General features: G+C 64.9%; 21 protein-coding genes. 16 read left to right on the top strand and 5 right to left on the bottom strand.

Annotation, left to right across the window (positions count from 1 at the left end):
- Nucleotides 1-462 precede the first annotated feature (462 nt).
- From QP997_RS04670 to deoC, 10 genes are all read left to right on the top strand, one after another.
- A complete protein-coding gene (locus tag QP997_RS04670) occupies nucleotides 463-2,667 on the top strand; it encodes a malate synthase G (RefSeq protein ID WP_502870432.1) in 2,205 nt (734 codons plus the stop codon).
- Between the two features lie 201 nt (nucleotides 2,668-2,868).
- Nucleotides 2,869-3,702, top strand: a complete 834-nt coding sequence (locus QP997_RS04665) for an HAD family hydrolase (protein WP_284846371.1) — start codon at nucleotides 2,869-2,871, stop codon at nucleotides 3,700-3,702.
- 198 nt (nucleotides 3,703-3,900) lie between these two features.
- Nucleotides 3,901-6,462 (top strand): glycoside hydrolase family 65 protein, encoded by a 2,562-nt coding sequence (locus QP997_RS04660; protein WP_284846370.1) that lies wholly within the window; start codon nucleotides 3,901-3,903, stop codon nucleotides 6,460-6,462.
- A 238-nt stretch (nucleotides 6,463-6,700) separates the two neighbouring features.
- Nucleotides 6,701-7,486 carry a succinate dehydrogenase cytochrome b subunit gene (locus QP997_RS04655; protein WP_148811556.1) on the top strand — a complete coding sequence of 262 codons (786 nt, stop codon included), beginning with the start codon at nucleotides 6,701-6,703 and terminating at the stop codon, nucleotides 7,484-7,486.
- A 30-nt stretch (nucleotides 7,487-7,516) separates the two neighbouring features.
- Entirely contained in the window at nucleotides 7,517-9,550 is a 2,034-nt protein-coding gene (locus QP997_RS04650) for a fumarate reductase/succinate dehydrogenase flavoprotein subunit (protein ID WP_284846369.1), read from the top strand.
- The gene (locus QP997_RS04645; RefSeq protein WP_284846368.1) at nucleotides 9,550-10,299 is read left to right on the top strand and encodes a succinate dehydrogenase/fumarate reductase iron-sulfur subunit; all 750 of its coding nucleotides are present in this window, start codon (nucleotides 9,550-9,552) and stop codon (nucleotides 10,297-10,299) included. Before QP997_RS04650 ends, QP997_RS04645 begins: the two co-directional genes overlap by 1 nt.
- Before the next feature lie 45 nt (nucleotides 10,300-10,344).
- On the top strand, nucleotides 10,345-10,659 hold the full coding sequence (locus QP997_RS04640) for a hypothetical protein (RefSeq protein ID WP_070758543.1): 315 nt from the start codon (nucleotides 10,345-10,347) through the stop codon (nucleotides 10,657-10,659).
- 305 nt (nucleotides 10,660-10,964) lie between these two features.
- Nucleotides 10,965-12,290, top strand: coding sequence for a DUF445 domain-containing protein (locus tag QP997_RS04635; protein WP_284846367.1), 1,326 nt, complete (start codon nucleotides 10,965-10,967; stop codon nucleotides 12,288-12,290).
- A 61-nt stretch (nucleotides 12,291-12,351) separates the two neighbouring features.
- Nucleotides 12,352-12,672 carry a DUF2516 family protein gene (locus tag QP997_RS04630; protein ID WP_070758545.1) on the top strand — a complete coding sequence of 107 codons (321 nt, stop codon included), beginning with the start codon at nucleotides 12,352-12,354 and terminating at the stop codon, nucleotides 12,670-12,672.
- A 65-nt stretch (nucleotides 12,673-12,737) separates the two neighbouring features.
- A complete protein-coding gene (gene deoC / locus QP997_RS04625) occupies nucleotides 12,738-13,385 on the top strand; it encodes a deoxyribose-phosphate aldolase (RefSeq protein WP_222863803.1) in 648 nt (215 codons plus the stop codon).
- 19 nt (nucleotides 13,386-13,404) lie between these two features.
- On the opposite strand, the gene QP997_RS04620 is transcribed toward deoC, so the two are convergent.
- The 3 genes from QP997_RS04620 to QP997_RS04610 are packed head-to-tail and all read right to left on the bottom strand — an operon-like array spanning nucleotide 13,405 to nucleotide 15,788.
- Nucleotides 13,405-14,397 carry an LmeA family phospholipid-binding protein gene (locus QP997_RS04620; RefSeq protein ID WP_070758547.1) on the bottom strand — a complete coding sequence of 331 codons (993 nt, stop codon included), beginning with the start codon at nucleotides 14,395-14,397 and terminating at the stop codon, nucleotides 13,405-13,407.
- Nucleotides 14,398-14,441: 44 nt separating this feature from the next.
- Complete coding sequence (locus QP997_RS04615; RefSeq protein WP_284846366.1) at nucleotides 14,442-15,281, bottom strand: class I SAM-dependent methyltransferase; 840 nt, start codon at nucleotides 15,279-15,281, stop codon at nucleotides 14,442-14,444.
- 6 nt (nucleotides 15,282-15,287) lie between these two features.
- Nucleotides 15,288-15,788, bottom strand: a complete 501-nt coding sequence (locus tag QP997_RS04610; RefSeq protein WP_284846365.1) for a DUF2505 domain-containing protein — start codon at nucleotides 15,786-15,788, stop codon at nucleotides 15,288-15,290.
- 23 nt (nucleotides 15,789-15,811) lie between these two features.
- Here QP997_RS04610 and QP997_RS04605 point away from each other — a divergent pair, with 23 nt between their 5' ends.
- Nucleotides 15,812-17,059: a UDP-N-acetylmuramate dehydrogenase gene (locus tag QP997_RS04605; RefSeq protein ID WP_284846364.1), complete on the top strand. Its 1,248-nt coding sequence runs from the start codon at nucleotides 15,812-15,814 to the stop codon at nucleotides 17,057-17,059.
- A 158-nt stretch (nucleotides 17,060-17,217) separates the two neighbouring features.
- Here the strand turns inward: QP997_RS04605 and QP997_RS04600 are convergent, their stop codons facing one another.
- Nucleotides 17,218-18,999, bottom strand: a complete 1,782-nt coding sequence (locus QP997_RS04600; protein ID WP_148820784.1) for a long-chain-fatty-acid--CoA ligase — start codon at nucleotides 18,997-18,999, stop codon at nucleotides 17,218-17,220.
- 173 nt (nucleotides 19,000-19,172) lie between these two features.
- Here QP997_RS04600 and mshA point away from each other — a divergent pair, with 173 nt between their 5' ends.
- From mshA to QP997_RS04585, 3 genes are all read left to right on the top strand, one after another.
- Nucleotides 19,173-20,447: a D-inositol-3-phosphate glycosyltransferase gene (gene mshA, locus QP997_RS04595; protein WP_284846363.1), complete on the top strand. Its 1,275-nt coding sequence runs from the start codon at nucleotides 19,173-19,175 to the stop codon at nucleotides 20,445-20,447.
- A gap of 44 nt (nucleotides 20,448-20,491) precedes the next feature.
- A complete protein-coding gene (locus QP997_RS04590; protein WP_148811564.1) occupies nucleotides 20,492-21,091 on the top strand; it encodes a type III secretion system chaperone family protein in 600 nt (199 codons plus the stop codon).
- An 88-nt stretch (nucleotides 21,092-21,179) separates the two neighbouring features.
- Nucleotides 21,180-21,932 (top strand): phosphoglyceromutase, encoded by a 753-nt coding sequence (locus QP997_RS04585; protein ID WP_284780599.1) that lies wholly within the window; start codon nucleotides 21,180-21,182, stop codon nucleotides 21,930-21,932.
- Nucleotides 21,933-22,079: 147 nt separating this feature from the next.
- Here the strand turns inward: QP997_RS04585 and QP997_RS04580 are convergent, their stop codons facing one another.
- A complete protein-coding gene (locus QP997_RS04580) occupies nucleotides 22,080-23,075 on the bottom strand; it encodes a DUF3109 family protein (RefSeq protein WP_284846362.1) in 996 nt (331 codons plus the stop codon).
- A gap of 23 nt (nucleotides 23,076-23,098) precedes the next feature.
- On the opposite strand from QP997_RS04580, the gene QP997_RS04575 reads away from it, so the two are divergent.
- Nucleotides 23,099-24,037 (top strand): Ppx/GppA family phosphatase, encoded by a 939-nt coding sequence (locus QP997_RS04575; protein WP_070758552.1) that lies wholly within the window; start codon nucleotides 23,099-23,101, stop codon nucleotides 24,035-24,037.
- 108 nt (nucleotides 24,038-24,145) lie between these two features.
- Nucleotides 24,146-25,435 carry an Rv0497 family membrane protein gene (locus tag QP997_RS04570; protein ID WP_284846361.1) on the top strand — a complete coding sequence of 430 codons (1,290 nt, stop codon included), beginning with the start codon at nucleotides 24,146-24,148 and terminating at the stop codon, nucleotides 25,433-25,435.
- Nucleotides 25,436-25,476: the final 41 nt, after the last annotated feature.

Here is a 25,476-nt window from a genome sequence, read left to right as displayed (position 1 = left end):
ATGTCACTCCCTTTGTTGGTGGAGAATTGTGCCTAACAGTACGAACCTCTGAGGCCGTACGACGCTCAAGTCGGGCCGGTGATCCCGGTGTAAAACCTGGTTGAAGGGCTCGACCTTGTGTGTCACAGGCCACTCTACCAAAGCGTTCCTGCACGTCAACGGGTTGCGGGCGAGTGAATTGTGCGGGGGTACTCGCCCTTTTTGCAAAGTTTGCAAAGTTCTATCTGTTCAGATTTTTCCCGTTGTGGTGTGATTTGTCTCTCGTGCAGGGGTGATGCGGGGCGTTGAGCTCTTTCATCCGGGGGTAACTCGGGATATTGTTCAACGAAAATTTTTGCTTTTCGCCAACGAACGGGGGTAGTCGCTGTTCGCTCGTCGGCCGGTTTGCCTCTTTCGTGATCGAGGTCACCTAATGTGGGAGGGGTAATACACATGGGAAACCGCAACATAAAGGAGTCGAATATGGCCCAGACTCAGCAGACCGAACGCGTCAGCGCTGGTGGCCTCCAGGTCGCCAAGGTTCTCTATGACTTCGTGAATAACGAGGTTCTTCCGAAGGCTGGTAAGTCCGGCGAGGACAACCAGAAGAAGTTCTGGGATGGCTTCGGCGAGATCGTCGAGAAGTTCACCCCGCGCAACAAGGAGCTGCTGGCCAAGCGCGATGAGCTGCAGGCCAAGCTCGACCAGTGGTACACCGACCACAAGGGTGCTCAGGATCCGAAGGAATATGAGGCCTTCCTCCGCGAGATCGGCTACCTGGTTGACGAGCCGGGCGAGTTCGAGATCGCGACCCAGAACATTGATAGCGAGATCGCAGAGACCGCCGGTCCGCAGCTGGTCGTCCCGATCCTCAACGCCCGCTTCGCTCTGAACGCGGCGAACGCTCGCTGGGGCTCCCTGTACGACGCCCTCTACGGCACCGACGCCATCTCTGAGGAGAACGGCCAGGAGAAGGGCAGCGGCTACAACAAGGTCCGTGGCGACAAGGTCATCGAGTGGGGTCGTGAATTCCTGGACCGCGTCATCCCGCTGGAGTCCGGCTCCCACAAGGACGTCACCACGTACTCTGTGACCTCCGGCCAGATCACCGGTGAGATCGACGGCGAGCAGGTCAACCTGCGCAACCCGGAGGTCTACGCAGGCTACGCCGGCGAGGAGTCCAACCCGTCCGGCATCCTGGTCCGCAACAACGGCCTGTACTTCGAGATCCAGATCGATCCGGAATCCCCGATCGGCAAGACCGACAAGGCCGGCGTGAAGGACATCCTCATGGAGTCCGCCATCACCACGATCATGGACTTCGAGGACTCCGTCGCAGCCGTCGACGCCACCGACAAGACCCTGGGCTACCGCAACTGGCTCGGCCTGAACGTCGGCGACCTCTCCGAGGAAGTTGAGAAGAACGGCAAGACCTTCTCCCGTACCCTCAACGAGGACCGCTACTACACCGCCAAGGACGGCTCCGAGCTGCGCCTGCAGGGCCGTTCTCTGCTGTTCGTCCGTAACGTTGGCCACCTGATGCAGAACCCGGCGATCCTGGATGCCAACGGTGAGGAGATCTTCGAGGGCATCATGGATGCCGTCATCACCTCCGCGGCCGCGATCGAGGGCCTGAACAAGGAGAACGCGCACCGCAACTCCCGTACCGGCTCCATCTACATCGTGAAGCCGAAGCAGCATGGCCCGGAGGAGGTTGCTTTCACCAACGAGCTGTTCGCAGCGGTGGAGGACCTGCTGGACCTGCCTCGCTTCACTCTGAAGGTCGGTGTGATGGATGAGGAGCGCCGCACCACCGCCAACCTGGATGCCTGCATCGCCGAGGTTAAGGAGCGCTTGGCGTTCATTAACACCGGCTTCCTGGACCGCACCGGTGACGAGATCCACACTTCCATGCTGGCCGGCCCGATGGTTCGCAAGGCGGACCTGCAGACCGCGCCGTGGAAGATCGCTTATGAGGACAACAATGTCGACGCTGGCCTGGAGCATGGTCTGCCGGGCAAGGCGCAGATCGGTAAGGGCATGTGGGCCAAGACCGACCTGATGGCGGATATGTTGGCCCAGAAGATTGGTCAGCCGAAGGAGGGTGCATCCACCGCGTGGGTTCCGTCCCCGACTGGTGCGACGCTGCACGCGACCCACTACCACGAGGTGGATGTTTTCGAGGTGCAGGACAAGCTGCGCACCGAGGGTCGTCGCGAGACCTTGGGCGACATCCTGACCCTGCCGGTGGCGGAGTCCGCTGATTGGTCTGCTGAGGAGATCGCCGAGGAGATCGACAACAACTCCCAGTCCATCCTGGGTTATGTGGTTCGTTGGGTGGAGCAGGGTGTTGGTTGCTCCAAGATCCCGGATATCCACGACATCGACCTGATGGAGGACCGCGCGACCTGCCGCATTAACTCCCAGCACCTGGCCAATTGGCTGAAGCACGGTGTGGTGACCGAGGAGCAGGTTCTGGACTCCCTGCAGCGTATGGCTGCGAAGGTTGACCAGCAGAACGCTGGGGATGCTGCTTACCGCAACATGGCGCCGAACTTCGACGAGTCTGTGGCTTTCCAGGCTGCGAAGGATTTGGTGTTTAAGGGTCTGGAGCAGCCGGCTGGTTATACCGAGCCGATCCTGCACGCACGTCGTTTGGAGTTCAAGGCTAAAAACGGCATCGCATAACACGGCTGCCGACTCTCGCCAGCGCCCGTGAACGGGGCCGGTGAGTAAAACAACGGGGCGGACACACCACAACGGTGTGCCCGCCCCGTTTTCTTTTGGGGGTGGTGGCGACGGTGAGGCGGCAGTGGGGTGTGCAGGAGGAAGCGCAAAGGGAAAGTCTGCCCGGCCACAAACGGTGGCGGGGAACGTACTATCGGCAGCATGAACCCTGGGAACGTGAACAAGCGACAGCCCGAGACGTCGACAAGCGGGCAGGGGAGCGGCAGCGCAGGTGCAGACCTGCCCGACCTGTGCCTGCCCGATCTGTGGCAGTACGGCGCGATTCTCTTCGACCTCGACGGCGTGATTACCCCCACCGCCGATCTCCACCGGGAGGCCTGGGCCCATATGTTCACCGAGTACTTCCGCGAACTCGGCGCCGGTGGGCAGAGCGTGGCCGAGTACACCGACCAGGACTACTACGACTACCTTGACGGCCGGCCGCGGACCGAGGGCATCGCCGCGCTGCTGCACTCCCGCGGCATCGACCTGCCCGCCGGTAGCGAGGAGGACACGGCGGATGCCAACACCGTCTACGGGCTAGGCGAACGCAAGAATGCCGAGTTCCTCCGACTGCTGGGCCAGGGCATCGCGGCCTACCCGGGCAGTGTCCAGCTCCTCGACACCCTGACTGCGCCGAAGGAGGGCGTGACCCCGCCCCGGCTGGCGATCGTTTCCTCCTCCAAGAACGCCCGCCCAGTACTCGAGGCTGCGGGCCTGCTCGACCGCTTCGAGCTGGTCGTGGACGGCCTGGTCGCCGCGGAGCTGGAGCTGCCCGGCAAACCCGCCCCGGACACCTACCTGCACGCGGCCACGTGGTTGGGTGTTCCCGCCGAGAAGGCCGTGGTGGTGGAGGATGCGCTCAGTGGCGTGGCTTCCGGACGCAACGGCAAGTTCGGGCTCGTCGTGGGGGTGGACCGGGGAGCAGGCGAACAGGAACTGCTCGATGCCGGGGCGGACGCCGTGGTCGCCGACCTCGCGGACTTCGTGCACTAGCCCCGCCACAGCGCCACAGCGCTCGCTGCATCGCCTTGTGCAGCCGCACAATTAGAGCCCCCGTGCCGCCGCGCAAAGGAGTCGCCGTGCAGCCGCACAAGAGAGCAGCGTGACAACCCGAGCCCGCGATTCGGGGTAGTGCAACCCTCCCGCTAGAATGTGCGCGGCTCAGAAGAAAACCTCAACATGTGGGACACAATGACCTCAGCTTCTCAATCCGGAAACGCACAGCTCCAAGCCTTCCTCGCCGCCAAGCGCAACGGTGGCGCGCAGGGGCCGAACCGGCCGATCGACGGTGCGGACTTGGCCACCGAAGGCTACCGGGCGGACCGCCACCACCACGGCGTCGACCCATTGGAGCTGATCGACCGCGATAACAACCCCGTCTGGGAGTGGGGCTGGGCGGAAACCAAACCCAACCGCACCGACTTGGGTGTCGCCGAGACACTCTTCGCGCAGTCCAACGGCTACCTCGGCATGCGCGGCAACCCGCCGGAGGGCCGCGATTCCGCCGTCCACGGCACCTATATCAATGGCGTCTACGAGAACTGGAAGATCACCCACGCCGAGGACGCCTACGGCCTGGCTCGCGATGGGCAGTCCATCATCGACGTCCCGGACGCGAAGGCGATGCGCCTGTACATCGACGACGAGCCGTTGCGCCTCGGCAACGCGGATATCAGCGAGTACAGCCGCACCCTGGACTTCCGTGATGGTGTGCTGCGCCGCAGCATGATCTGGCGTACCCCCGGCGGCAAGCGCGTGCGCGTGACCACCGAGCGCATGGTCAGCTTCCAGGAGCGCCACCTGGCAATCATGGCGCTCGAGGTGGAGCTGCTGGATTCGGACGCCGCTGTCGTCGTCTCCTCCCAGCTGCTCAATCGCCAGGACGGCGAGGGCGAGTTCCCGGATAACAACGGACCCGTCGCCGTCCAGGACGGGGAGCTGGACCCGCGGAAGGGCTCCACCTTCGACGAGCGCGTCCTGATCCCGAAGTACCAGTCCCAACCCGAACCGGAGCGCGCGACCCTGGGTTACCAGGTCAACCACTCCGGCATGACGGTCGCCGCCTCCATGGACCACGAGCTGCGCGTGGACAATCCGGCGACCGCGGACTCCGGCGACGTCGAGGTGACCACGGAGGTCGCGGAGGACGTCGCCAGCGTCGTCTACCACATCAACGGCGCGAAGGGCTGCCACCTGCGCCTGGAGAAGTTCGTTAGCTACCACTCCTCCCGCCACGTGGCACCGAAGGAGCTGGCCTTCCGCTGCGATCGCACCATCAACCGGGCGAAGCAGGTGGGATACAGCAGCCTGGTGGAAAACCAGCGCGAGTGGCTGGGTGAGTTCTGGGAGCGTTCCGATGTGCGCATCGGTGGCCAGCCAGAGCTGCAGCAGGCGGCCCGCTGGTGCATCTTCCAGCTGATCCAGGCCTCCGCGCGGGCCGAGACCACCGGCGTTCCCGCCAAGGGGCTGACCGGTGCGGGCTACGGCGGGCACTACTTCTGGGACACGGAGATCTACGTGATGCCGTTCCTCAGCTACACGAACTCGAATTACGCCCGCAATGCGCTGCGCTTCCGCTACGAGATGCTGCCCTCCGCGCACGAGCGTGCCCTGGAGCTTTCCCACGACGGCGTGCTCTTCCCGTGGCGCACGATTAACGGGCACGAGTCCTCCGCGTACTACGCCGCGGGCACGGCGCAGTATCACATCGACGCGGACGTAGCCTTCGCGCTGATGAAGTACTTCTACGCCACCGGGGATAAGGAGTTCCTCATGCGTGAGGGTGTGGAGATCCTGCTGGGTACGGCCCGGTTCTGGGTATCCATCGGCTTCTTTAACTCCGTGCAGGATCGCTTTGAGATCCACGCGGTCACCGGCCCGGATGAGTACACCACGGTGGTGAATAACAACCTCTACACCAACGTGATGGCGCAATATAACCTGCGCATGGCTGCGAGGGTGCTGAAGACGATGCGCGCCGAGCGGCCGGATGACTACGCGGACCTGGCTGCCCAGCACAAGCTCAACGATTCCGAGCTGGATCGCTGGGAGCTGGCAGCCGAGCAGATGTACATCCCCTTCAATGAGGAGCTGGGGATCAATCCGCAGGATGATTTCTTCCTCAACCGCCAGATCTGGGATCTGGACGATCCGAACGGTGAGCCGAAGCGGCCCCTGTTGCTGCACTATCACCCGCTGACGATCTACCGCTATCAGATCCTGAAGCAGGCGGACGTGGTGCTGGCTCTGTTCCTGCAGGGGAAGCGATTCTCCCAGGAGGTCAAGCGGGCGGACTATGACTACTACGACCGGCTGACCACGGGGGATTCCACCCTCTCGGCGGTGGTGCAGTCCATCATGGCCGCCGAGCTCGGCTATGCGGATAAGGCTCTGGAGTTTTTCCACCGCGGGCTGTTTGTGGACCTGGCGGATATGCATGGCAACACGAGCGACGGCGTGCACATCGCTTCCTGCGGTGGGGTGTGGACTGCGCTGACCTATGGCTTTGGTGGGCTGCGCGATCATGAGGGCGAGTTCACCATTGACCCCCGTCTGCCGGAGGGTTGGGGGCACCTCAGCTACAACGTCACCATTCGGGATGTCCAGGTTCGCGTGACGGTTCGCCCGGGTGAGGTGGAGCTGGTCTCCGTCCGGGGGAAGGACGCCGGTGTGGTCACGGTGCTGGGGCAGGAGGTCCGGGTCACCGGTGAGCCGCAGGTTGTCGTGGGGGAGACGGTGCTCGCCGCAGGTTAGGTCCGGACCCGCCCTCCTCTTCTCCCCGCCCCGGTGGCCGTCGTTGCCACCGGGGCGGGGATTTTTGTGGCTAGTGCGACTGGTGTGGCTCGGGGGCATTTACGCAACGAAGTTGTTGCGCAATAGCCGCACTTCCTGTGATTTTGCCCCAAATAGGGTGTAAAACCCCAGGGTGGACCATGGCAGTTAGTGACCAAGGTCTCCAAGCTCGTAGAGTTATTACGACACTGGAGGTGCCATGACTGTAAAGAATGACGAAAACCGGGACGCCCTTGTCCACGGGAAAATAACGACGAAAGCCCTGCGCGAAAAGCCGGGCATCCCAACCTGGGTTATGAAGCTGACGATGGCCATCACCGGCATCATCTTCGGCCTGTTTGTTCTGGTCCACATGCTCGGAAACCTGAAGGTTTACACCGGCGCTGAGGGCCTCAATACTTACGCGGACTTCCTCCGCGAGGTCGGTTCGCCGATCCTGCCTGAGGGCGGCATGCTGTGGATCTTCCGCATCGTGCTGCTCGTTGCAATCGTGCTGCACGTGTGGTTTGCGTTCGCACTGGTTGGCCGTAGCCACCAGTCCCGCGGCCGCTTCCGCCGCAAGGGCATGGTCAGCAACTGGAATACCTTCTCCGCACGTACCATGCCGGTGACCGGCATCGTGCTGCTGCTGTTCATCATCTTCCACATCCTGGACCTGACCCTGGGTGTCCAGCCGGCTGCGTCCAGCGAGTTCACCGAGGCTGTTGACGGCAACCACGCCGCCTACCAGAACCTCGTGGCCTCCTTCGAGCGCCCGGCAGTGGCGATCATCTACATCGTCGCGATGTTCATCCTGTTCGCCCACCTGTCTCACGGCATCTGGACCGCATCCTCGGACCTGGGTATCACCGGCCACCGCTGGCGCCAGGTGATCCTGTGGATCTCCTACCTGGTCCCGGCCCTGATCCTCATCGGCAATATCTCTATCCCACTGGCTGTGCTGTTCGGGGGCATTGAGCAAGTGCCATTCGTCCCAGGCGTTTAAGCTCGCGAGTCTGTTAAGGAGTAAACGGCTATGAGCGATGTTATTAATCACCCGCACAACCAAACTGCGGATTTCAACTACGACGAGGCAGTCGCAGCTTTCACCGCGCCTGAGTCCTCCGTCGACGGCGTGACCGTCGGCAAGGTTCTGAAGGACAACGCCCCGCACGAGGTCGGCCAGGATCAGCAGTGGACCTACGCCAAGGACCACTTCGGCCTGGTGTCCCCGCTGAACCGCAACAAGTTCCGCGTCCTGATCGTCGGTACCGGCCTGGCCGGTGGCGCTGCCGCTGCAGCCCTCGGCGAGCTGGGCTACGACGTGAAGGTCTTCACGTACCACGATTCCCCACGCCGCGCGCACTCCATTGCTGCGCAGGGTGGTGTGAACTCCTCCCGCGGTAAGAAGCTGGATAATGACTCGACCTACCTCCACACCAAGGACACGGTCAAGGGTGGCGACTACCGCTGCCGCGAGAACGACTGCTGGCGCCTGGCCATGGAGTCCCCGAAGGTCATCGACCACATGAACGCCATCGGCGCACCGTTCTCCCGCGAGTACGGCGGCACTCTGGCAACCCGTTCCTTCGGTGGCGTGCAGGTTTCCCGCACCTACTACACCCGTGGTCAAACGGGTCAGCAGCTGCAGCTGGCGACGACCTCCGCGCTGTACCGCCAGATCGGCGCCGGCAACGTGGAGATCTTCACCCACGCAGATATGCAGGACGTCATCGTCGAGGACGGCGTCTGTAAGGGTGTCGTGATGCGCAACCTGATCACCGGTGAGCTGACCGCTCACACCGGCCACGCAACCGTGCTGGCCACCGGTGGTTACGGCAACGTGTACCACATGTCCACCCTGGCGAAGAACTCCAACGTCTCCGCCATCATGCGCGCCTACGACCAGGGTGCCTACATGGCGTCCCCGTCCTTCGTGCAGTTCCACCCGACCGGCCTGCCGGTCAACTCGGACTGGCAGGCCAAGACCATCCTGATGTCCGAGTCCCTGCGTAACGACGGCCGCATCTGGACCCCGAAGAAGAAGGACGACGACCGCGACCCGAACAACATTCCGGACGACGAGCGCGACTACTTCCTGGAGCGTCGTTACCCGGCATTCGGCAACCTGGTCCCGCGTGACATCGCGTCCCGCGCGAACGCCCAGCAGATCAACGCTGGCTACGGCGTTGGCCCGAAGAAGAACTCCGTCTACCTGGACCTGGGTGACGCCATCAAGCGCCTCGGCAAGGACACCATCCGCGAGCGCTACGGCAACCTGATTCAGATGTACGAGGAGGCCATCGGTGAGTCCGCGTACGAGACCCCGATGCGCATCGCCCCGACCTGCCACTACACCATGGGTGGCCTGTGGACCGACTTCCACGAGATGACCTCCATTCCTGGGCTCTTCTGCTCCGGCGAGGCTTCCTGGATGTACCACGGTGCAAACCGACTGGGTGCTAACTCCCTGCTCTCCTCCTCCGTCGAGGGCTGGTTCACCCTGCCGTTCACGATCCCGAACTACCTGGCACCGCTGCTGGGCGAGGAGGTCTCGGCTGAGGACTCCCCGGCCGCACAGGAGGCCCTGGAACGCTCTCAGAAGCGCATCGACCGGATCATGAACATCCGTGGCGAGGAGCCACACGGCGCGGCCCACTACCACCGTCAACTCGGCGAGATCCTGTACTTCTCCTGTGGCGTGTCCCGCAACGTCGAGGACATGAAGGACGGCATCGAGAAGATCCGCGCACTGCGCAAGGAATTCTGGGCCAACGTCCACGTCCCGGGCGAAGCCAACGAGATGAACCAGGAGCTGGAGTACGCACTGCGTGTGGCCGACTACCTGGACCTCGGCGAGCTCATGTGCGTCGACGCACTGGACCGCGACGAGTCCTGCGGTGCCCACTACCGCGATGACCACCTCTCCGAGGACGGCGAGGCCGAGCGTGACGATGACAACTGGTGCTTCGTCTCCGCTTGGGAGTCGAACGGCGATGAGAAGTTCATCCGCCACTCCGAGCCGCTGTACTTCGATCGAATCCCGCTGATGACAAGGAATTACAAGTAATGAAGCTGAATCTTGAAATTTGGCGTCAGGCGGGCCCGAACGCCGAAGGCCACTTCGAGTCCGTCAAGGTTGACGACGCCGCAGAACAGATGTCCATCCTGGAGCTGCTGGACCACGTCAACACCATGTACGTCGAGGCTGGCAAGGAGCCCTTCGCCTTCGCCTCTGACTGCCGCGAGGGTATCTGTGGTACCTGTGGCCTGATGGTGAACGGCCGTCCGCACGGCCCAGACCAGAACAAGCCTGCCTGCCAGCAGCGCCTGGTTTCCTTCAACGATGGCGACACCATCAAGCTCGAGCCGCTGCGCTCCGCTGCCTACCCGGTCATCAAGGACATGGTCGTCGACCGTTCCGCACTGGACCGCGTCATGGAGAAGGGCGGCTTCGTCTCCGTCCAGGCTGGTACCGCACCGGACGCCGACGACCTGCTGGTCAACCACTCCGACGCGGAGAAGGCTCTGGACCACGCGGCCTGCATCGGCTGTGGTGCCTGTGTCGCAGCGTGCCCGAACGGTGCTGCTCACCTGTTCACCGGCGCGAAGCTGGTTCACCTCACCCTGTCCCCGATGGGTCGCGAGGAGCGCGGCAAGCGCGCCCGCGCCATGGTCGACGAGGTGGAGACCAACTTCGGTCACTGCTCCCTGTACGGCGAGTGCGCGGACGTCTGCCCAGCTGGCATCCCGCTGACCGCCGTTGCCGCGATCACGAAGGAGCGCGCACGCGCTGCCTTCCGCGGTAAGGACGACTAGGTTAAGCTGTAGATACATACAGGTTTTCCGGAAAGTAGGAAAGAAATGGCTCTCGCTGAAAACCTCCACATGGAGCGTTACTACGAGGACGGCTTCGTCCCGTCGAGCTACGATGCGCCGCACTCTTCTCTGCACCGCTCTATCACCTGGGTCGCAATGGGCTCCATCCTGAGCTCCCTGGCCTTCTTCGGCATGGCGATCTACGGCCTGGCTGGTGCAGCCGGTAGCGACAATGCAACCGGGTTCGTTATCGCAGGTCTGATCGGTGCTGCGCTCTTCCTCTTCGGTGGCTTCGCCATGGTCCACATCGGCCGTGCGAACTACCGCGAGTACGTCAAGCGCAGTGGTCGCATCCACTAGAATTTGGCTAGCGAGCGCGTAATGAACGCGCAGGGCACGCACCTCCAACGTAGCCCGCAAAGCTAGTACTTGAGGCCACCCCGGTCCCCGTCATTGAGGACGGCGACCGGGGCGGCTTTTTGCTTGCCAATTCTCGGCTGTACGACGGAACACGAGGCCTGGCCAGTGCATCGACCCGGGTGAGCTGCGGGTGAGCTACGGCAGCTCGTTCTTCGCACCGGGAACCGGAAATCGGCGTGGGGTTGAGCCGCGTGCCGGTAGGGGCGAGGGGCTCGCCCACACCTCAAAGCTGCGATACTGGTGGGGTGAGTCATCGCAGCATTGATAACCCCGCCCCAGCAAGCAGCAGCCTGCCGGTGCCCGGCCCCTCCCCGGAGTCCGAGGCCCAGCGGCGCCACGACCTGCGCAAGCACAAGGCCATCGCCTCGGGTCTGCTGATCTTCGCGGCGATCGTCTTCGCAATCTGCCGCATCGTGGATCACGGCGGCAATGCCCCGGCCTGGGTCGGCTACGTCCAGGCCGCCGCCGAGGCCGGCATGGTGGGTGGCATCGCGGACTGGTTCGCCGTCACCGCACTCTTCCGCCACCCACTGGGCCTGCCGATCCCGCACACCGCGATCATCAAACGGAAGAAGGACCAGGTCGGCCACTCGCTGTCGGAGTTCGTCGGCGAGAACTTCCTCAACGCCACCCTGATCTCCGAGAAGCTGCGCGCCGCTCACCTGCCTACACGGGCAGCCAAGTGGGTTGTGGAATCCGAGGGGGACCAGGTCATCAGCCGGGAGATCGGCAAGCTGATCCGGCTGACGGTCAACGGGGTGAACGCCAAGGAGGTCGAGGCCGTCCTACGCGTGATGGTCATCGACCGCCTCCGCGAACCACAGTGGGGTCCACCGATGGGGCGCGGCCTACAGCAGCTCATCGACGAAGGGCGCACCGAGCCACTGGTGGACGCGGCCGTCATCTGGATGGACGATAAGGCCCGCGAGTCGGAGGACTTCATCGTCAACCTCATCGACGAGCGCACCCCGCGCTGGGCGCCCCGCTTCGTCCGCGAGCTCGTCGGCGACCGCGTCTACCGCGAGGTCGTGGACTTCACCGCTGCGGTGCGGGCCAACCCGAACCACGAGGCCCGCCAGCAGTTTCGCAGCTTCATCGCGGGTCTGGCCCGCGACCTTCAGCACGACCCGGTGATGATCCAACGCATGGAGAGCATCAAGGAAGACATCCTCAACTCCGGGCCCATCACCGCCCTCCCGGCGACCGTGTGGGAGAACACCCGGCACGTGCTCGCAGAGCAGGCCGAGGACCCAGACTCCATGCTGCGCACCCGCATCGCGGCCTGGGTCACCGAATTCGCCAACCGGGTGCTCGCGGAACCACAGCTGCGAGAAAACCTCGAAGACCGGCTGGTGGGGGCGGCGGCCTACCTGGCGGAGAACTACGCAGGCGAGGTCACCAGCATCATCGGCGAGACCGTGGAGCGGTGGGACGCTGAGGAGGCCAGTGACCGCATCGAGCTGATGGTGGGTAAGGACCTGCAGTTCATCCGCGTCAACGGCACCGTCGTGGGCTCCCTGGCAGGGCTGGCTATCTACTCGCTGGCGCAGCTGATCGGCTGGCTTTTCTAGCGGCAGGGTCCGTGGCCTGCCGCTCCCGCTACGTGTCCGGGGAGTGCATTAGGATGAGGCCATGATGAATCCCGCACTACTCATCGGCTTCAAGGTGGCTGGCTACCTGTATTTGTCCCTGTCCGTGATCGTTCTGATCCTGGGGGTTGCTGCCGCTGCCCAGGTGGCAATGACCCGCGATGACGCCTTCGATGTCATCAACCGCAAGAAGCAGAACTGGCTGCTGCTCGGGGGTGGTGCGGCGCTGACGGGCCTGTTCGGTATCTTCGGCGGCGGTGCCTTCCCGCTGTGGATCATCGGTGCGGTGATCGTCGGTATCTACTGGCAGGACGTCCGCCCGGCGATCCGCGACGTCCTCGATAACGCCTCCGGGGCGTGGTAGCCGTGGCTGCCTCCCAGAACTCTTCCGGGTCGGTGGTCCCGAGCCGCGAGTCAGTCGCCCAGATTATGGACGCCACCCTGCTGGCCACCGACGCCAGCCGCGAGGACGTGCGGGCGCTGCTCCGCGAGGCCCAGGAACTTGGCTGTGGCGCGGTGTGCGTATCCCCGTCCATGCTGCCGATCTCGGGGGATTACCCCGGGCTGCGGGTGGCCACGGTGGCGGGATTCCCCTCCGGCAAGCACCAGAGCCTCATCAAGGCCACCGAGGCCCGCTTTTCGGTGGAGCAGGGCGCCGATGAGGTGGACATGGTGATCGACGTGGCCAATGCTCTGGCCGCCGACGAGAATGCCATGCTCTCGGAGATCATGGCCGTGCGCGAGGCGATACCAGCACCGGCGGTGCTGAAGGTGATCCTGGAGTCCGCGGTGCTTTCCGAGGAGCAGCTGCGCGCGGCGGTGCGTTCGGCCGCCCGGGCCGGCGCAGATTTTGTGAAGACCTCCACCGGCTTCCACCCGGCGGGTGGCGCCAGCGTCGAGGCCGTGCGGATCATGGCCGATGAGCTGGATCGGATGGGCAAGCGTGGTCAGGTGGGGATCAAGGCCTCCGGCGGCATCCGTACCTGGGAGCAGGCCGTGGCCATGATCGAGGCGGGGGCGACCCGCTTGGGGGTATCCGCTGCGCGCGCCATCCTCGAGGGCGCGCCGCAGCAGTAGCCGGGGTTTGGTAGGGGGCTTAAGCCGCAGCCCGGTTGAAGATCTCGCCGCCGGAGCCCACGGCTCCCGGGCGGTCCTCCCCGGCCGGGGTGTCGTCCCCAGCACCGTCGTTGCTGCGACCCCCGCGCGGGCTGTCCTGCCCGCCCTGCTGGGGCTGGCCCGCCTCGTTCAGGGAGTTCTGTAGCTCGTCGATGTGGACGTCCGTGCCGTGCAGGGAGATCTGCAGGCCCCGGTTGGTGACGCGCACGTCCCGGGCCTCCAGGCCGCCCGGCGTGTTCTGGTCCACGGAATCCTCGACCGCGCCGCCGAGTGTCTCGGCGAGGACATCCGGCAGCTCCTGGCCGAAGACCTTCACTGCCGAGACCTCCATCGTCAGCTGGCCCTGCTCGATCTTCGGGCTCATCACGATGCTGGCCAGCCCACCGCTGAACTGCACCTCGAGGGTCTGATCCTTGGGGTTCGGCACAACGTCATTGACCTGCAGAAGCTGACTCATCAGGTCATCGCCCGACTGACCGGACTGGTTGGCGATCATCTCCGCCTTCATGACCTCCTTCGGCAGCTCCGCGTCGACGGTCAGCTCCCCGAAGATCATGTCCTCCGGGTTCTCCCCCATCGAGAGCTTCTTGCCGGTGATATGGGTGCGCGGCATGCCGGTGATGACCGGGCGGCTGGGGTCGTTGTCCTCATAGGAGACGTCGATGCTGGAGGGGACCTCCACCTCCAGGTGGGGCAGCGAGCCCTGCACCAGCCCAAAGAGAACAGGGGTGGTGCCCAACGAGACCTTCGGGTCCTCGGCCATGCGCGAATCCGAGGCTTCGGTCATGGCGTTGGTGATCTCATGCTTGATGTACCAGCGCGCGCCGAACTCGGCGATCAGCGCGAGCAGGAGCACGATGACCACGATGATGGCCAGGATCTTCGGCGCCTTCGACTTCTTCTCCGGCGCCTGCTGGGCCGGGTAGCCGGAGAATTGGGGCTGCTGCTGGGGATAGTAATTTTGAGAGCTCACCCAACATAGTGTTCCGCAAAGCCGGCGAGATTTCTATAGAACGTCTAGAGCCGGATGTCGCTGACGAGCTCCCAGGGGACGGTGAGCAGGTTGTCCTGCATTCGCCGCCGCGGGTTGAGCTTCGCAACCCCGGCAGGGAGCTGGCCCAGCAGGTCCTCCCGGGCGAAGCGCCAGCGCACCCGAGGGCCGTAGGGTGCATAGCCCGCCGCCCGGTCCCAGGCCGCATCCGCAGCCTGCAGCAGCGCGAAGACCTTGTGGCCCTCGGTGTTCTCGTGGATCAGGGCCTTCGGCAACCGCTCCGCCACATCCGAAGGCTTGTCCACATCGGCCGGGTCCCAGGCCAGCGTCAGCGTCCGGGGGCCGGACTCGTCCAGGAGCACCCAGGCTGCCCGCCGCCCGATCTCATCGCACGTTCCCTCGATGATCTGCCCGCCGGGGTTAAGCCCCGCGATCATCATCCGCCAGGCCGCCAGGACCTCGGAGACGTCGTACTGGCGCAGCACGTTGAAGGCCCGCACCACCTCGGCGCGGTGGCCCGCCAACTCGAAGCCGCCCAGGGCGAATTCCACGCCATCGCGGGGCGGCAGCACCCGGGAGGGCTCGATCTCGAGCCCCAGCACGCGCACCTCAGGATTTACCCGGCGCAGCCACCCCGCCCATTCCACCGTGGTGGTGTGAGAAGCCCCGTAGCCCACATCCACGGCAAGGGGGCGACGTCCTGTCAAAGAAGCGGCATCGAAGGCAGCGCGCACCGCGGGGTGATGGGCGAGCCACCGATCGGCCTTGCGCAGCCGGTTGAAGCCGGTCGTGCCACGGGTGGGTACGCCAACGGGCCCGTCCTGCGACCAGGAACGGGCCCGTAGATTGTGGGCGTGATCAGCCACGGAAGTTTAGGCGTTCTCCTTCAGATACTTCTCGATCAGGGAGGACTCGTGGGCGATGAACTGCTCGACCCACTCCATGATCTTCGGCTCCAGCATGGAACCCATCATGGGGATCTTAACGTCCACCGCGGACTTGGCGCTCAGGGAGGTCGCGCCATCGGCGTCCTGCAGCACCAGGTCGGCGTTGAACTTCACCGGCAGGCCCGAGACCTCCGCGGTGACGGTACCGGTCGCGCGGCCGCCCTCGACCGGTCCCAAGGTGACGGTGCGGGCCAGCTCCAGGGTGGCCGGAACCATCGCGCGGAAGGACTCTGGGACGGCATCAATCGGCAGCTTCTCGGCCAGCTCAATCTTGACGTTCGGGCCGCCGGTGAAGTTGCGGACCTCGCCGGGTTCGTCGCCGATGTTCTTCGCCTCGTACTCCCAGTACTCCTGGCTGGATAGCGCGGCGTGGACCTCGGCGAGCGGGAAGCCGATGCTGTGGGTGTTCTCACTGTTAGTCGTCATGGCTACAGGCTACCGTTAGAGGGGTGACACAAAAGCAGAATCACGCCAATACTTTTCCGGCCGCAACTACTGGCCCCGCCGCCCCGCCGAGCCTCGACGAGGCTGCCGCCGCCGTCGCCCCCACCGGGGCTGCCGTGGATCGCCGCCCGCTCGCGGAACTGACCACGCTGCGCATCGGCGGGCAGCCCGCCGCCGTGGTGGAATGCACCACCGCCGAGCAGCTGGCCGGTGTTCTGGAGACCGTCGATGCCGCGGGCTGGCGCGTGCTGATCGTTGGTGGGGGATCGAACCTGCTGATCGGGGACGGGCCGGAGGTCTCCGAGCTGGTGGTGGTGCACGCCGCGGACACACCGGCGGCGGGCATCAGCATCGATCCGGAGACGGGCGTGTGCTCGGCCTTCGCGGGAGTGGAGTGGGACCGCTTCGTCGCCGCGACCGTGGCCGCCGGCCTGGGCGGGCTGGAGTGCCTCAGCGGCATTCCGGGCTGCGTCGGCGCCACCCCGGTGCAAAACGTTGGCGCCTACGGGGCGGAGGTCTCCCAGGTGCTGCGCCGGGTACGCCTCTACGACCGCGCTCGCCGGGTCGCCGAGTGGGTGGCGCCCGAGAGCCTGGACCTGGCCTACCGCTACTCGAATCTGAAGTTCACCGACCGTGCGGCGGTGCTGGAGGTGGAGTTCCAGCTGGACCCGGCGGGGCTCTCCCTGCCGCTGCGCTTCGGTGAGCTGGCCCGGCGCTTGGGCGTGGCCCGCCCGGCCGAGGGGGAACAGGCCGGTGAGATCCGCCGCCCGGCAGCAGAGGTTCGCGAGGCGGTGCTGGAGCTGCGCGCCGGCAAGGGCATGGTTCTCAACGCCGAGGATCACGACACCTGGTCCGCCGGTTCCTTCTTCACGAACCCGGTCGTCGCGGGGGAGGCGGCGCGGGATGCGGTGGTCGCCGCCGTGCGCGAGCGCGTGGGTGAGTCGGAGGCCGAGGCCATGCCACTGTTCTCCGTCGGCACGCCGGAGAATCCGGAGTTCAAGTTCTCCGCGGCCTGGCTCATCGAGCGGGCGGGCTTTCACAAGGGCTGGCAGGTGCCGGGCCGGGAGCGCGCCGGGCTGTCCACCAAGCACACCCTGGCGCTGACCAACCGGGGTGGGGCGAGTAGCGAGGACCTGGTGGCGCTGGCCACCGCGGTGCGCGACGGGGTCTTCGAGGCTTTCGGCGTGGAGCTGGTGCCCGAGCCGGTGTGGATCGGGGCGGAGCTGCCGCAGGTCAACAGCGCAACTGACTAGGCACTAAAAGAACAACGCCCTTGGCGCGAGCTTCGCGACCCCCAAAGCTGGGGTCAGTCTCGGCCTAGGGCGTTGTGCGTGTTCGGTATCGCCGGGCGAGTACCTGAGGCGGGTGAGTGCCCGTCTCAGGCATCGAACCCGGCGACCCGGGTGGAGGCTTAGCCCTCCTCGGCGACGATCTTTTCGACCATGTCCTTGATCTCGCGGCGGCGGATCTTACCGATCAGGTCCGTCGGCAGCTCGTCGACGACGAAGAAACGACGTGGCACCTTGTAGCGGGTCATCTCGTGGCGTGCCCACTCCTTGACCTTCTCCTCCTCGAAGTCCTCCTTCTTGACGTGCTCGTCGAGCACCACGGCGGCGACGACCTCGTCGGAGCCGTCCTCCTTGGCCAGGCCCACCACGCCAGCCTTCGCAATCATCGGGTGATCCGCCAGGACTTCCTCGACCTCCGCCGGGTAGACGTTGAAGCCACCCGTGATGATCATCTCCTTGATGCGGGAGACGATGCGCAGGAATCCATCCTCCTCCATGACGGCCATGTCACCGGTCTTGAACCAGTCCTCGAAGAACGGCTGCTCGTCATCGGCGACGTTGATATAGCCGCTGAACACCTGCGGACCACGGATCAACAGCTCGCCGGCCTCGCCGTCCGGCATGGTGCGGGAGAGATCCTCCGGATCAGCGACCCGAACCTCGGTGCTCGGGAACGGGATGCCGATATAGCCTGCACGCGCGTGCTCCGAAATAGGGTTCGCAGTGGCGATCGGGGAGGTCTCGGTCAGGCCGTAGCCCTCGATGATGGAGCCACCCGTGCGCCCCTGCCACTGGTGCGAGATGGACACCGGCAGTGGCGCCGCGCCGGAGAGCGCGTTCTTCACGCCGTTGATGTCCAGGTTGTGCTCCTCCGCAGCCTCCAGGATCTTGTCGTACAGCGTCGGCACGCCCGGCATGTACGTCGGAACCTGCTTCTTCATCTGATCCACGATCAGCGGGATCTCCGGCTTCGGCAGCAGGCAGAGCTTGCCGCCAGTCGCCACGCCGAGTGCTGCGGTCAGGGTCAGACCGAAGATGTGGAACATCGGCAGTGCGGCCAGGTAAATCTCCTGCTCGCCCTCGCCGAGCTCACCCACCCAGGCCAGACCCTGGGCCACGTTCGCCATGATGTTGCGGTGCGTCAGCATCGCGCCCTTCGGCTTGCCGGTGGTGCCGGAGGTAAAGAGGATGAAGGCCTCGTCATCCAGGCTGCGCTCCGGCACCGGACTGAGGTAGGCGCCGTCGCCGCCGATGGTGCCGTCGACCAGCTTCTGGAAAGGCACCGTGCCCGGTGCCGGGGAGTGCAGCTGTTCCCGCTTTTCCTTCAGGGAGGAGATCGGCAGCTTCAGTGCGAGCTGCTTGATCTTCGGCATCGCCTCGATCATGTTGACGGTGACGACGGTATGCAGCTGCGTGCGGTTGACCAGCTCCTCGCACAGCGGGGCGATCTTGTCCCAGGCGATGATGACCTTCGCGCCGTGGTCGATGAATGGTCCCTGCAGCTCGCGGGCGGTGTACAGCGGATTGTGTTCCACCACCGTCGCACCCAGGTATAGCACCGCGAAAATCGAGATCAGGTGCTGCGGGCAGTTCGGCAGGCAGATGGCGACGCGGTCGCCAGGGCGGACTCCGAGCGCCTTCAGTCCAGCGGCTACCTTACGGACCTGAACGTGCGCCTGGGCATAGGTCGTTGTGCCGCCGAAGAAATCGAGCATCACATCCTTGCCGTGCTCGTTGCTGGCCTTGATGAACATGTCCACCAAGGTGTCGCCGCTGAGTTCGATCTCCGCAGGAGTCCAGGAGTTGTAGTACTTCAGGTACGGCTTCTCCCGCCAAGCGCGGCCTTCAGGCTTCTTTCCTTCCTCGTTCGCCGCGGAAGAGTTGGGGGCGAGGGTTTCGGTCATGTCTTTATCCTCCTTGGGGTCCGAAACAAGGAATGTGATGCGGGTCTCACTAACGCTAGCTGCTCCGGGGACATTTGTGTGTGAAAACAAATAACTCGCAAGGAATACTAACGCCGGCGGGGAGGCGGCCTCAAAGGGGCTGGAGCGAGTGGGGGAACGTAGGATCGGAAAGCATGCGCATCGCGATGATCTCTATGCACACTTCTCCGCTGGAACAGGCGGGAACCGGCGACGCCGGCGGAATGAACGTCTACATCCGAAACACCGCCGAACAGCTGGCCAAACTGGGCTTAAGTGTGGACATCTTCACCCGCGCCACCCGGCCGCTGCAGGGGGAGGTCGTGGAACTCGGTGACGGGGTGCGGGTGATCAATTGCGTGGCCGGACCCTATGAGGGGCTGAGCAAGGAGGAGCTGCCGACTCAGCTGGCCGCGTTCACTGGCTCCGTGCTCGCCTTCACCCGGCAACACGGGCTGAGCTATGACCTCATCCACTCCCACTACTGGCTCTCTGGCCAGGTCGCGTGGCTGCTGCGAGACCTGTGGAATATTCGCTGGGTCCACACCCCGCACACGCTGGCCGCAGTGAAGAATAACTACCTCTCCGAGGGGGATCACCGGGAGCCGGAGTCCCGTCGCATCTGTGAGCAGCAGATCGTGGACAACGCCGACGTCCTCATCGTCAACACCGACGCCGAGGTCGCGGACGTCGAGGAGGGCTACGACTCCCATAAGGCCCGCATCGCGGTGGTCACCCCTGGCGCCGATATTGAAAAATTCACCCCCGGCACCGAACGCGCCACCGAGAACGCCCGCCGAGCTCTGGGAATCCCGCTCTCTGCGAAAGTGATCGGCTTCGTGGGGCGCCTCCAGCGACTCAAGGGGCCTCACGTGCTGCTGCAGGCCGCCGCGACCCTCATCGAGCGCTACCCGGATATGCCGATCCGCGTGCTGATCTGCGGCGGGCCGAGCGGTTCCGGGCTGGAGCGCCCGAAGTGCCTGGAGGAGCTCGCCGAGGAGCTGGGAATTTCGCGCGCGGTGCGCTTCTTGACGCCCCGCCCGCCCGAGGAGCTCGTCTCGATCTACCAGGCCGCGGACGTGGTGGCGATGCCGAGCGCGAATGAATCCTTCGGTCTGGTCGCCCTGGAGGCGCAAGCCACCGGCACGCCCGTGGTCGCCACCCGCATCGGAGGGCTGCAGGCCGCGGTCGCGGAGGGGAAGTCTGGTCTGCTGGTCGACGGCCAGGATCCGCAAGCCTGGGCCGATGCGCTGGGCCAGCTGCTTTCCGACGACGACCAGCGCATCGCGATGGCGGAGTACGCGCCCCAGCACGCCGCCCGCTATAGCTGGGAGAATACGGCCAAACAGCTGGTGGAGCTCTACCGAAGCCTCCCGACGATGCCGGAGGAGGGCCCCGCGGAGCGTCACCCCGCGGGCAGCGCGAATTAGCGCTCACGCCTTCCGCAGCTCGGCTGCGGGGGTAGGTTGGGGGCATGAACCTCGAAAAGATCTCTGCGCTCTTAGACGAAGCCGACGTTGACTACGTCGAGTCCGGCGGCAACCTGGTCGTCGTCCTCCCGGGGGAACGCAGGCTCAAGACCAACTGCCTCTTCATCCCGCAGGAGGGCATGTTCCGGGTTGAGGCCTTCGTGTGCCGTGCAGTGGAGGAGGCCCAGGAGGAGGTCTACCGGCTGCTGCTGCAGGCCAACCGCCGAACCTACGGGGTGCACTACACCCTCGACGGAAATAACGACATCTACCTGGTCGGACAGTTCGGCGAATCCACTACCGCCGAGGACATCCAAAGAATCCTGGGGCAGGTGCTGGAGCGCGCGGACGGGGACTTCAACCGCATCCTGGAACGCGGTTTCGAATCCTCCATCCGCCACGAGTGGGCCTGGCGGCTTTCTCGCGGCGAGCCGACCTTCAACCTGGGGGCCTTCCAGCGCCTGCGTCCCACCGACGAAGAGGTCGACCAGCTGGCTCCCATGCCCGGCAAGTCCCCGCGCGAGGTTGTGGCCGAGCAGGCCGCCGCACCGGCAGAGGCTGAGGAGAAGACAAGCAAGGAGGCCACCGGCCAGGACACGGAGTAGCGGGCCGCGCCCGGACAGCGCGGGAGTGTGCCCCGCGAACGGGGCCACCGGCCACCTGGGCCACAACGTTTCATGGCAAAATGGAGGTATGAGCAACACTGAAGGAACACTGATCCTCCTCCGCCACGGGCAGAGCGAATGGAACGCAACGAACCAGTTCACCGGCTGGGTGGACGTCAGCCTCACCGACCAGGGCAAGGCCGAGGCCAAGCGGGCCGGTCAGCTGATTAAGGACGCCGCCGTCGAGCCGACCGTCCTGTTCACCTCCCTGCTGCGTCGCGCGATCATGACCGCGAACATCGCCCTGAACGAGGCGGACCGCCACTGGATCCCGGTGCAGCGCGACTGGCGCCTCAACGAGCGCCACTACGGTGCGCTGCAGGGCCTGAACAAAGCCGAGACCCGCGATAAGTACGGCGAAGAGCAGTTCATGTCCTGGCGCCGCAGCTACGACACCCCGCCGCCGCAGATCGACGTGGATAGTGAGTACGCGCAGACCAACGACGTGCGCTACGCCGATCTGCCGGAGGTCCCGCGCACCGAGTGCCTGCAGGATGTCGTCAAGCGCCTCGTCCCGTACTACGAGGCCGAGATCGAGCCACGCCTGAAGGCGGGGGAGACCGTCCTCGTCGTCGCGCACGGCAACTCCCTGCGCGCGCTGGTCAAGCACCTCGACGAGATCTCCGACGAGGACATCGCCCAGCTGAACCTGCCGACCGGCATGCCGCTGGTCTACAAGTTCGACAGCAACGGTGCGGTCAAGGTCAAGGGTGGCGAGTACCTCGACCCGGAGGCAGCAGCAGCCGGTGCGGCCGCCGTGGCTGCCGAGGGCAAGAAGTAACACCCTCCGCTGAGCTCACCACGTAAGGCTCACCACCTAAGCCGAACGCCCCAGGAAAACTTCCTGGGGCGTTCGTGCGTCGAGTGGGGCGCGCTGACATCCTGTTCGCGCTGCCGCAGCCCACTCAAGCGTGATTGAGCGGGCGTACTAGAGCTTGCGCTCGCGGGCCGCCCGGGTCGCCGGGTGGATCGTCAGCAGCGGGAAGCCGCTGGGTGCCAGCGGAGCCCCCGCCTCGTTCTGCTCGCCGGTGGCCGCGGCGCGTGCCTCCAGGGCCTCGCAGTGCTCCGCCAACACCTCGTAGGACTCCTCGCCGATGAGCTCCACCAGCTCGTCTTTGTGGGTGCGCCACATGGCATCGGCCGGCCCGCCCTGGCCCTCGGCGCTGCCTGCGTGGCAGTTCGGGTCCGTGGTGCACCACCAGTCGAAGTCCGCCCCACCGTCACCCCAGGCGCGGCGGTTGTACTCCGTGATCGTGGTGCGCAGCATCTCTTCGCCATCGGGGCGGGTCTCCCAGTCCTCCAGGCGGCGCAGTGGCACCTGCCAGCAGACCTCCGGCTTGGACTCCACGATGGACTCGCCGTTCTCGGTGGCCCAGATGTGCAGCGCGCAGCCGATGCCGCCGTCAAAGCCCGCGCGGTTGGCGAAGATGCAAGCGCCGTCGACAGTCTTGGTCTTCAGCGCGGGCTCCATCTCGCCCTCGTCGTTTTCCAGCTCGTCCCACTCGAGCCACGGCTCGAGCTCCCCGTCAGCCTGCTCCTTCTCTCCCGGGGTTTCACCAGGCGTGTAGAGCTGCCACTGCTCGGGGCTGAGCTCCTGAACCACACGGTTGAGGTTGGCGCGGTCGTCGTCGTCGGTAAGAAAAGCACCGTGGACGCAGCAGGCCACGCCCGGGTCGGCGGCGACGTCGATGCCGTGGCAGGCCTCCGTGCCGAAACGGCAGCGGTAGGTGGACATCAGCCAGGTCAGGTCGATCTGGATGATGTGCTCGGAGTCGGCCGGGTTGATGAATTCCAGCCATTCGCGGGGGTAATCGCCGGGCAATTCGACGCCCCGGCGTACCGAAAGGTCAGCTGGGGTGCCGTCCGGATAGCCGGATGCGATGGGGTGGGGGGAATTTGGCTCGCTATTTCTCACGCAATCCACCGTAGACCCGATAGGCTGAAAACGTGAGATTAGGTGTCTTGGACGTTGGCAGTAATACGGTTCACCTCGTGGTTGTGGATGCCCAATACGGTGGCCCGCCAACTCCCATGAGTAATTGGAAAACCCCCATGCGGTTGGTGGAGTACCTCTCGAAGAAGGGGAACATCAACTCGAAGGGGATCGATAAGCTCACGCGCGGCGTAGGGCTGGCTTCGGAGATGGCGGAACAGTTCCGCTGTGAGGAGCTGCTGCCGTTTGCGACGTCGGCGATCCGTTCCGCGAATAATTCCGAGAAGGTGCTGGACGCGGTCGAGGACGCCACCGGCGTGCGGCTGCAAATCCTCACCGGCGAGGAAGAGGCCCGGTTGACCTTCCTCGCGGTGCGTCGCTGGTACGGCTGGTCGGCTGGCCGGATCTGCGACCTCGACATTGGTGGCGGTTCCCTGGAGATGTCCGTGGGAACTACGGAGAGCCCGGACGTGGCGCTGAGCCTGGATCTGGGTGCGGGCCGGTTGACCCGGGAATGGTTCGACAGCGACCCGCCGTCCCGGAAGTCCGTGAAGAATCTGCGGGAGTTCATCGAGGAGCAGCTGGACGCCAATATCAAGGAATTCCAGGATGCCGGCCCCATCGACGTGGCGGTGGGGACCTCTAAGACTTTCCGCATGCTTGCCCGCCTGACTGGTGCGGCCCCGAGCTCTGCGGGGCCACGCGTGAAGCGCACCCTGACCCAGCCTGGCCTGCGGCAGCTCATCGCTTTCATCTCCCGCATGACGGCGGCGGACCGCGCGGAGCTGGAAGGCGTCAGCCAGGAACGGTCCCACCAGGTGGTGGCTGGCGCGCTGGTCGCGGAGGCGGCGATGCGCAAACTGGACCTGGATTCCTTGGATATCTGCCCGTGGGCGTTGCGTGAGGGAATGATCTTCCACCACACGGACGTGGCTTTCGAAGATTTTTCTTAGTTTCCTAGCGCCATTAGGGTGTGAAATGAACAAAACCAAAAATGGCGCTTCGTATACTATGCGAAACAGTTATTTGTATGTTCACGTGGACATTGATGGGAACATTCGATGAGTGAGAAGCTTACGGTCGCGGAACTGCTCGCCCGCAGCGGTCGCACATCTTCTGATAGCGGCCGCCGCCGGCGCCGTCGCAGCCTCGACGAGGGTGGCATTTCCGTTGCCGAGCTGACCGGCGCGATCCCGGTCGTCGGGGACACCGAGAGCGAAGCTTCCACCGCGCCCGCACCGGGCGCTGACAAGCGTGAGCAGCCCACGGTCGATCGGGCTGAGGCCGGGGTAAAGCAGGCCGATAAGGCTGAAAAGACGGCGAAGCCTGAGCAGGCCAAGCAGGCTCAGGCTGTCGAGCAGGCTGAAGATAAGAAGGCTGAAGCCGAAAAGGCGAAGCAGGCCGAGGCCAAGCAGGCCAAGGAGGCTGCCGCAAAGAAGGCCGCCGAGGAGAAGGCGGCAGCGAAGCAGGCGGCTGAGGAGAAGGCCAAGAAGGCCGAGGCTGAAAAGCTTAAGCAGGCAGAAGCCGAGAAGGCGAAGAAGGCCAAGGAAGCTGCTGCCAAGAAAGCCGCAGAGGAAAAGGCCGCGGCGAAGAAGGCCGAAGAAGAGGCTGCAGCCAAGAAGGCTGAGCAGAAGAAGCCTGAGCCCAAGAACGCGGCTGCCGCTAGCTCCGCGATTGTCGACCGCCGCGAGGTTCCGGCACAGCGTCCGGAGGAACAGACCTCCGAGATCCCGGCTGTCACCGATAAGGCCGCGCCGGCAAAGAAGAACACCGAGCCCTCCACCGAGCAGACGGCCCTGATCACGAAGGTTACCGCGGACCAGGCGGAGGGCGCTGAGCCTGCGAAGGACGCCTCGGCGAAGAGCGCTTCGGCTACGAAGGCGCCGGCCAAGGACGCTGACCAGAAGGGCTCTGGCGCCGGGGCCGCGGCGGCTGCTGCCACCGCCGGTGCTGCCGGCACTGCCGCCGCGACGCGGGGCTCCGATGCGGAGCGCAAGGGGGAGCAGCCCGCTCCGGAGGAGTTCCACAGCCCTGAGGAGCTCGAAGAGCTGCAGCGCACCCTCGGCGAAGACGAGGTCATCGAGTACGAGGATGACACCATCTCCTGGCCAGCCCTCATCGGCCAGGCCATCGCGGCCATCCTGGTCGGCATTGGCGTGTTCCTCGGATTCAAGCTCCTGTGGGGCTCCCTGCCAGCGGTGCTGGTGCTGGTGCTCGCCCTCGCGGTGACGCTCGTGATGGTCGGCGTGGTGCACGCACTGCTGCGCCACCGCGACAAACTCATCATGATTCTCACCTTCGTGGTGGGCTTGGTACTCACCATCGGCCCACGGCTGATCATGAGCATCTAAGTTTCTGCGCGCCGCGAGGCGCGCTTTTCTTTTTGCCGCAC

The sequence above is a fragment of the Corynebacterium sp. MSK039 genome (assembly GCF_030232315.1).
Classification (GTDB): domain Bacteria; phylum Actinomycetota; class Actinomycetes; order Mycobacteriales; family Mycobacteriaceae; genus Corynebacterium.
Note: the sequence above shows the minus strand (reverse complement) of the source record. Positions and strands in the feature narration are given on the sequence as shown.

Excerpts from the sequence above, each read along its gene's own strand:
- QP997_RS04670 (WP_502870432.1), top strand. The coding sequence starts at position 463 with ATGGCCCAGACTCAGCAGACCGAACGCGTCAGCGCTGGTGGCCTCCAG.
- QP997_RS04665 (WP_284846371.1), top strand. The coding sequence starts at position 2,869 with ATGAACCCTGGGAACGTGAACAAGCGACAGCCCGAGACGTCGACAAGC.
- QP997_RS04660 (WP_284846370.1), top strand. The coding sequence starts at position 3,901 with ATGACCTCAGCTTCTCAATCCGGAAACGCACAGCTCCAAGCCTTCCTC.
- QP997_RS04655 (WP_148811556.1), top strand. The coding sequence starts at position 6,701 with ATGACTGTAAAGAATGACGAAAACCGGGACGCCCTTGTCCACGGGAAA.
- QP997_RS04650 (WP_284846369.1), top strand. The coding sequence starts at position 7,517 with ATGAGCGATGTTATTAATCACCCGCACAACCAAACTGCGGATTTCAAC.
- QP997_RS04645 (WP_284846368.1), top strand. The coding sequence starts at position 9,550 with ATGAAGCTGAATCTTGAAATTTGGCGTCAGGCGGGCCCGAACGCCGAA.
- QP997_RS04640 (WP_070758543.1), top strand. The coding sequence starts at position 10,345 with ATGGCTCTCGCTGAAAACCTCCACATGGAGCGTTACTACGAGGACGGC.
- QP997_RS04630 (WP_070758545.1), top strand. The coding sequence starts at position 12,352 with ATGATGAATCCCGCACTACTCATCGGCTTCAAGGTGGCTGGCTACCTG.
- deoC (WP_222863803.1), top strand. The coding sequence starts at position 12,738 with ATGGACGCCACCCTGCTGGCCACCGACGCCAGCCGCGAGGACGTGCGG.
- QP997_RS04610 (WP_284846365.1), bottom strand. The coding sequence starts at position 15,788 with ATGACGACTAACAGTGAGAACACCCACAGCATCGGCTTCCCGCTCGCC.
- QP997_RS04600 (WP_148820784.1), bottom strand. The coding sequence starts at position 18,999 with ATGACCGAAACCCTCGCCCCCAACTCTTCCGCGGCGAACGAGGAAGGA.
- mshA (WP_284846363.1), top strand. The coding sequence starts at position 19,173 with ATGCGCATCGCGATGATCTCTATGCACACTTCTCCGCTGGAACAGGCG.
- QP997_RS04590 (WP_148811564.1), top strand. The coding sequence starts at position 20,492 with ATGAACCTCGAAAAGATCTCTGCGCTCTTAGACGAAGCCGACGTTGAC.
- QP997_RS04585 (WP_284780599.1), top strand. The coding sequence starts at position 21,180 with ATGAGCAACACTGAAGGAACACTGATCCTCCTCCGCCACGGGCAGAGC.
- QP997_RS04570 (WP_284846361.1), top strand. The coding sequence starts at position 24,146 with ATGAGTGAGAAGCTTACGGTCGCGGAACTGCTCGCCCGCAGCGGTCGC.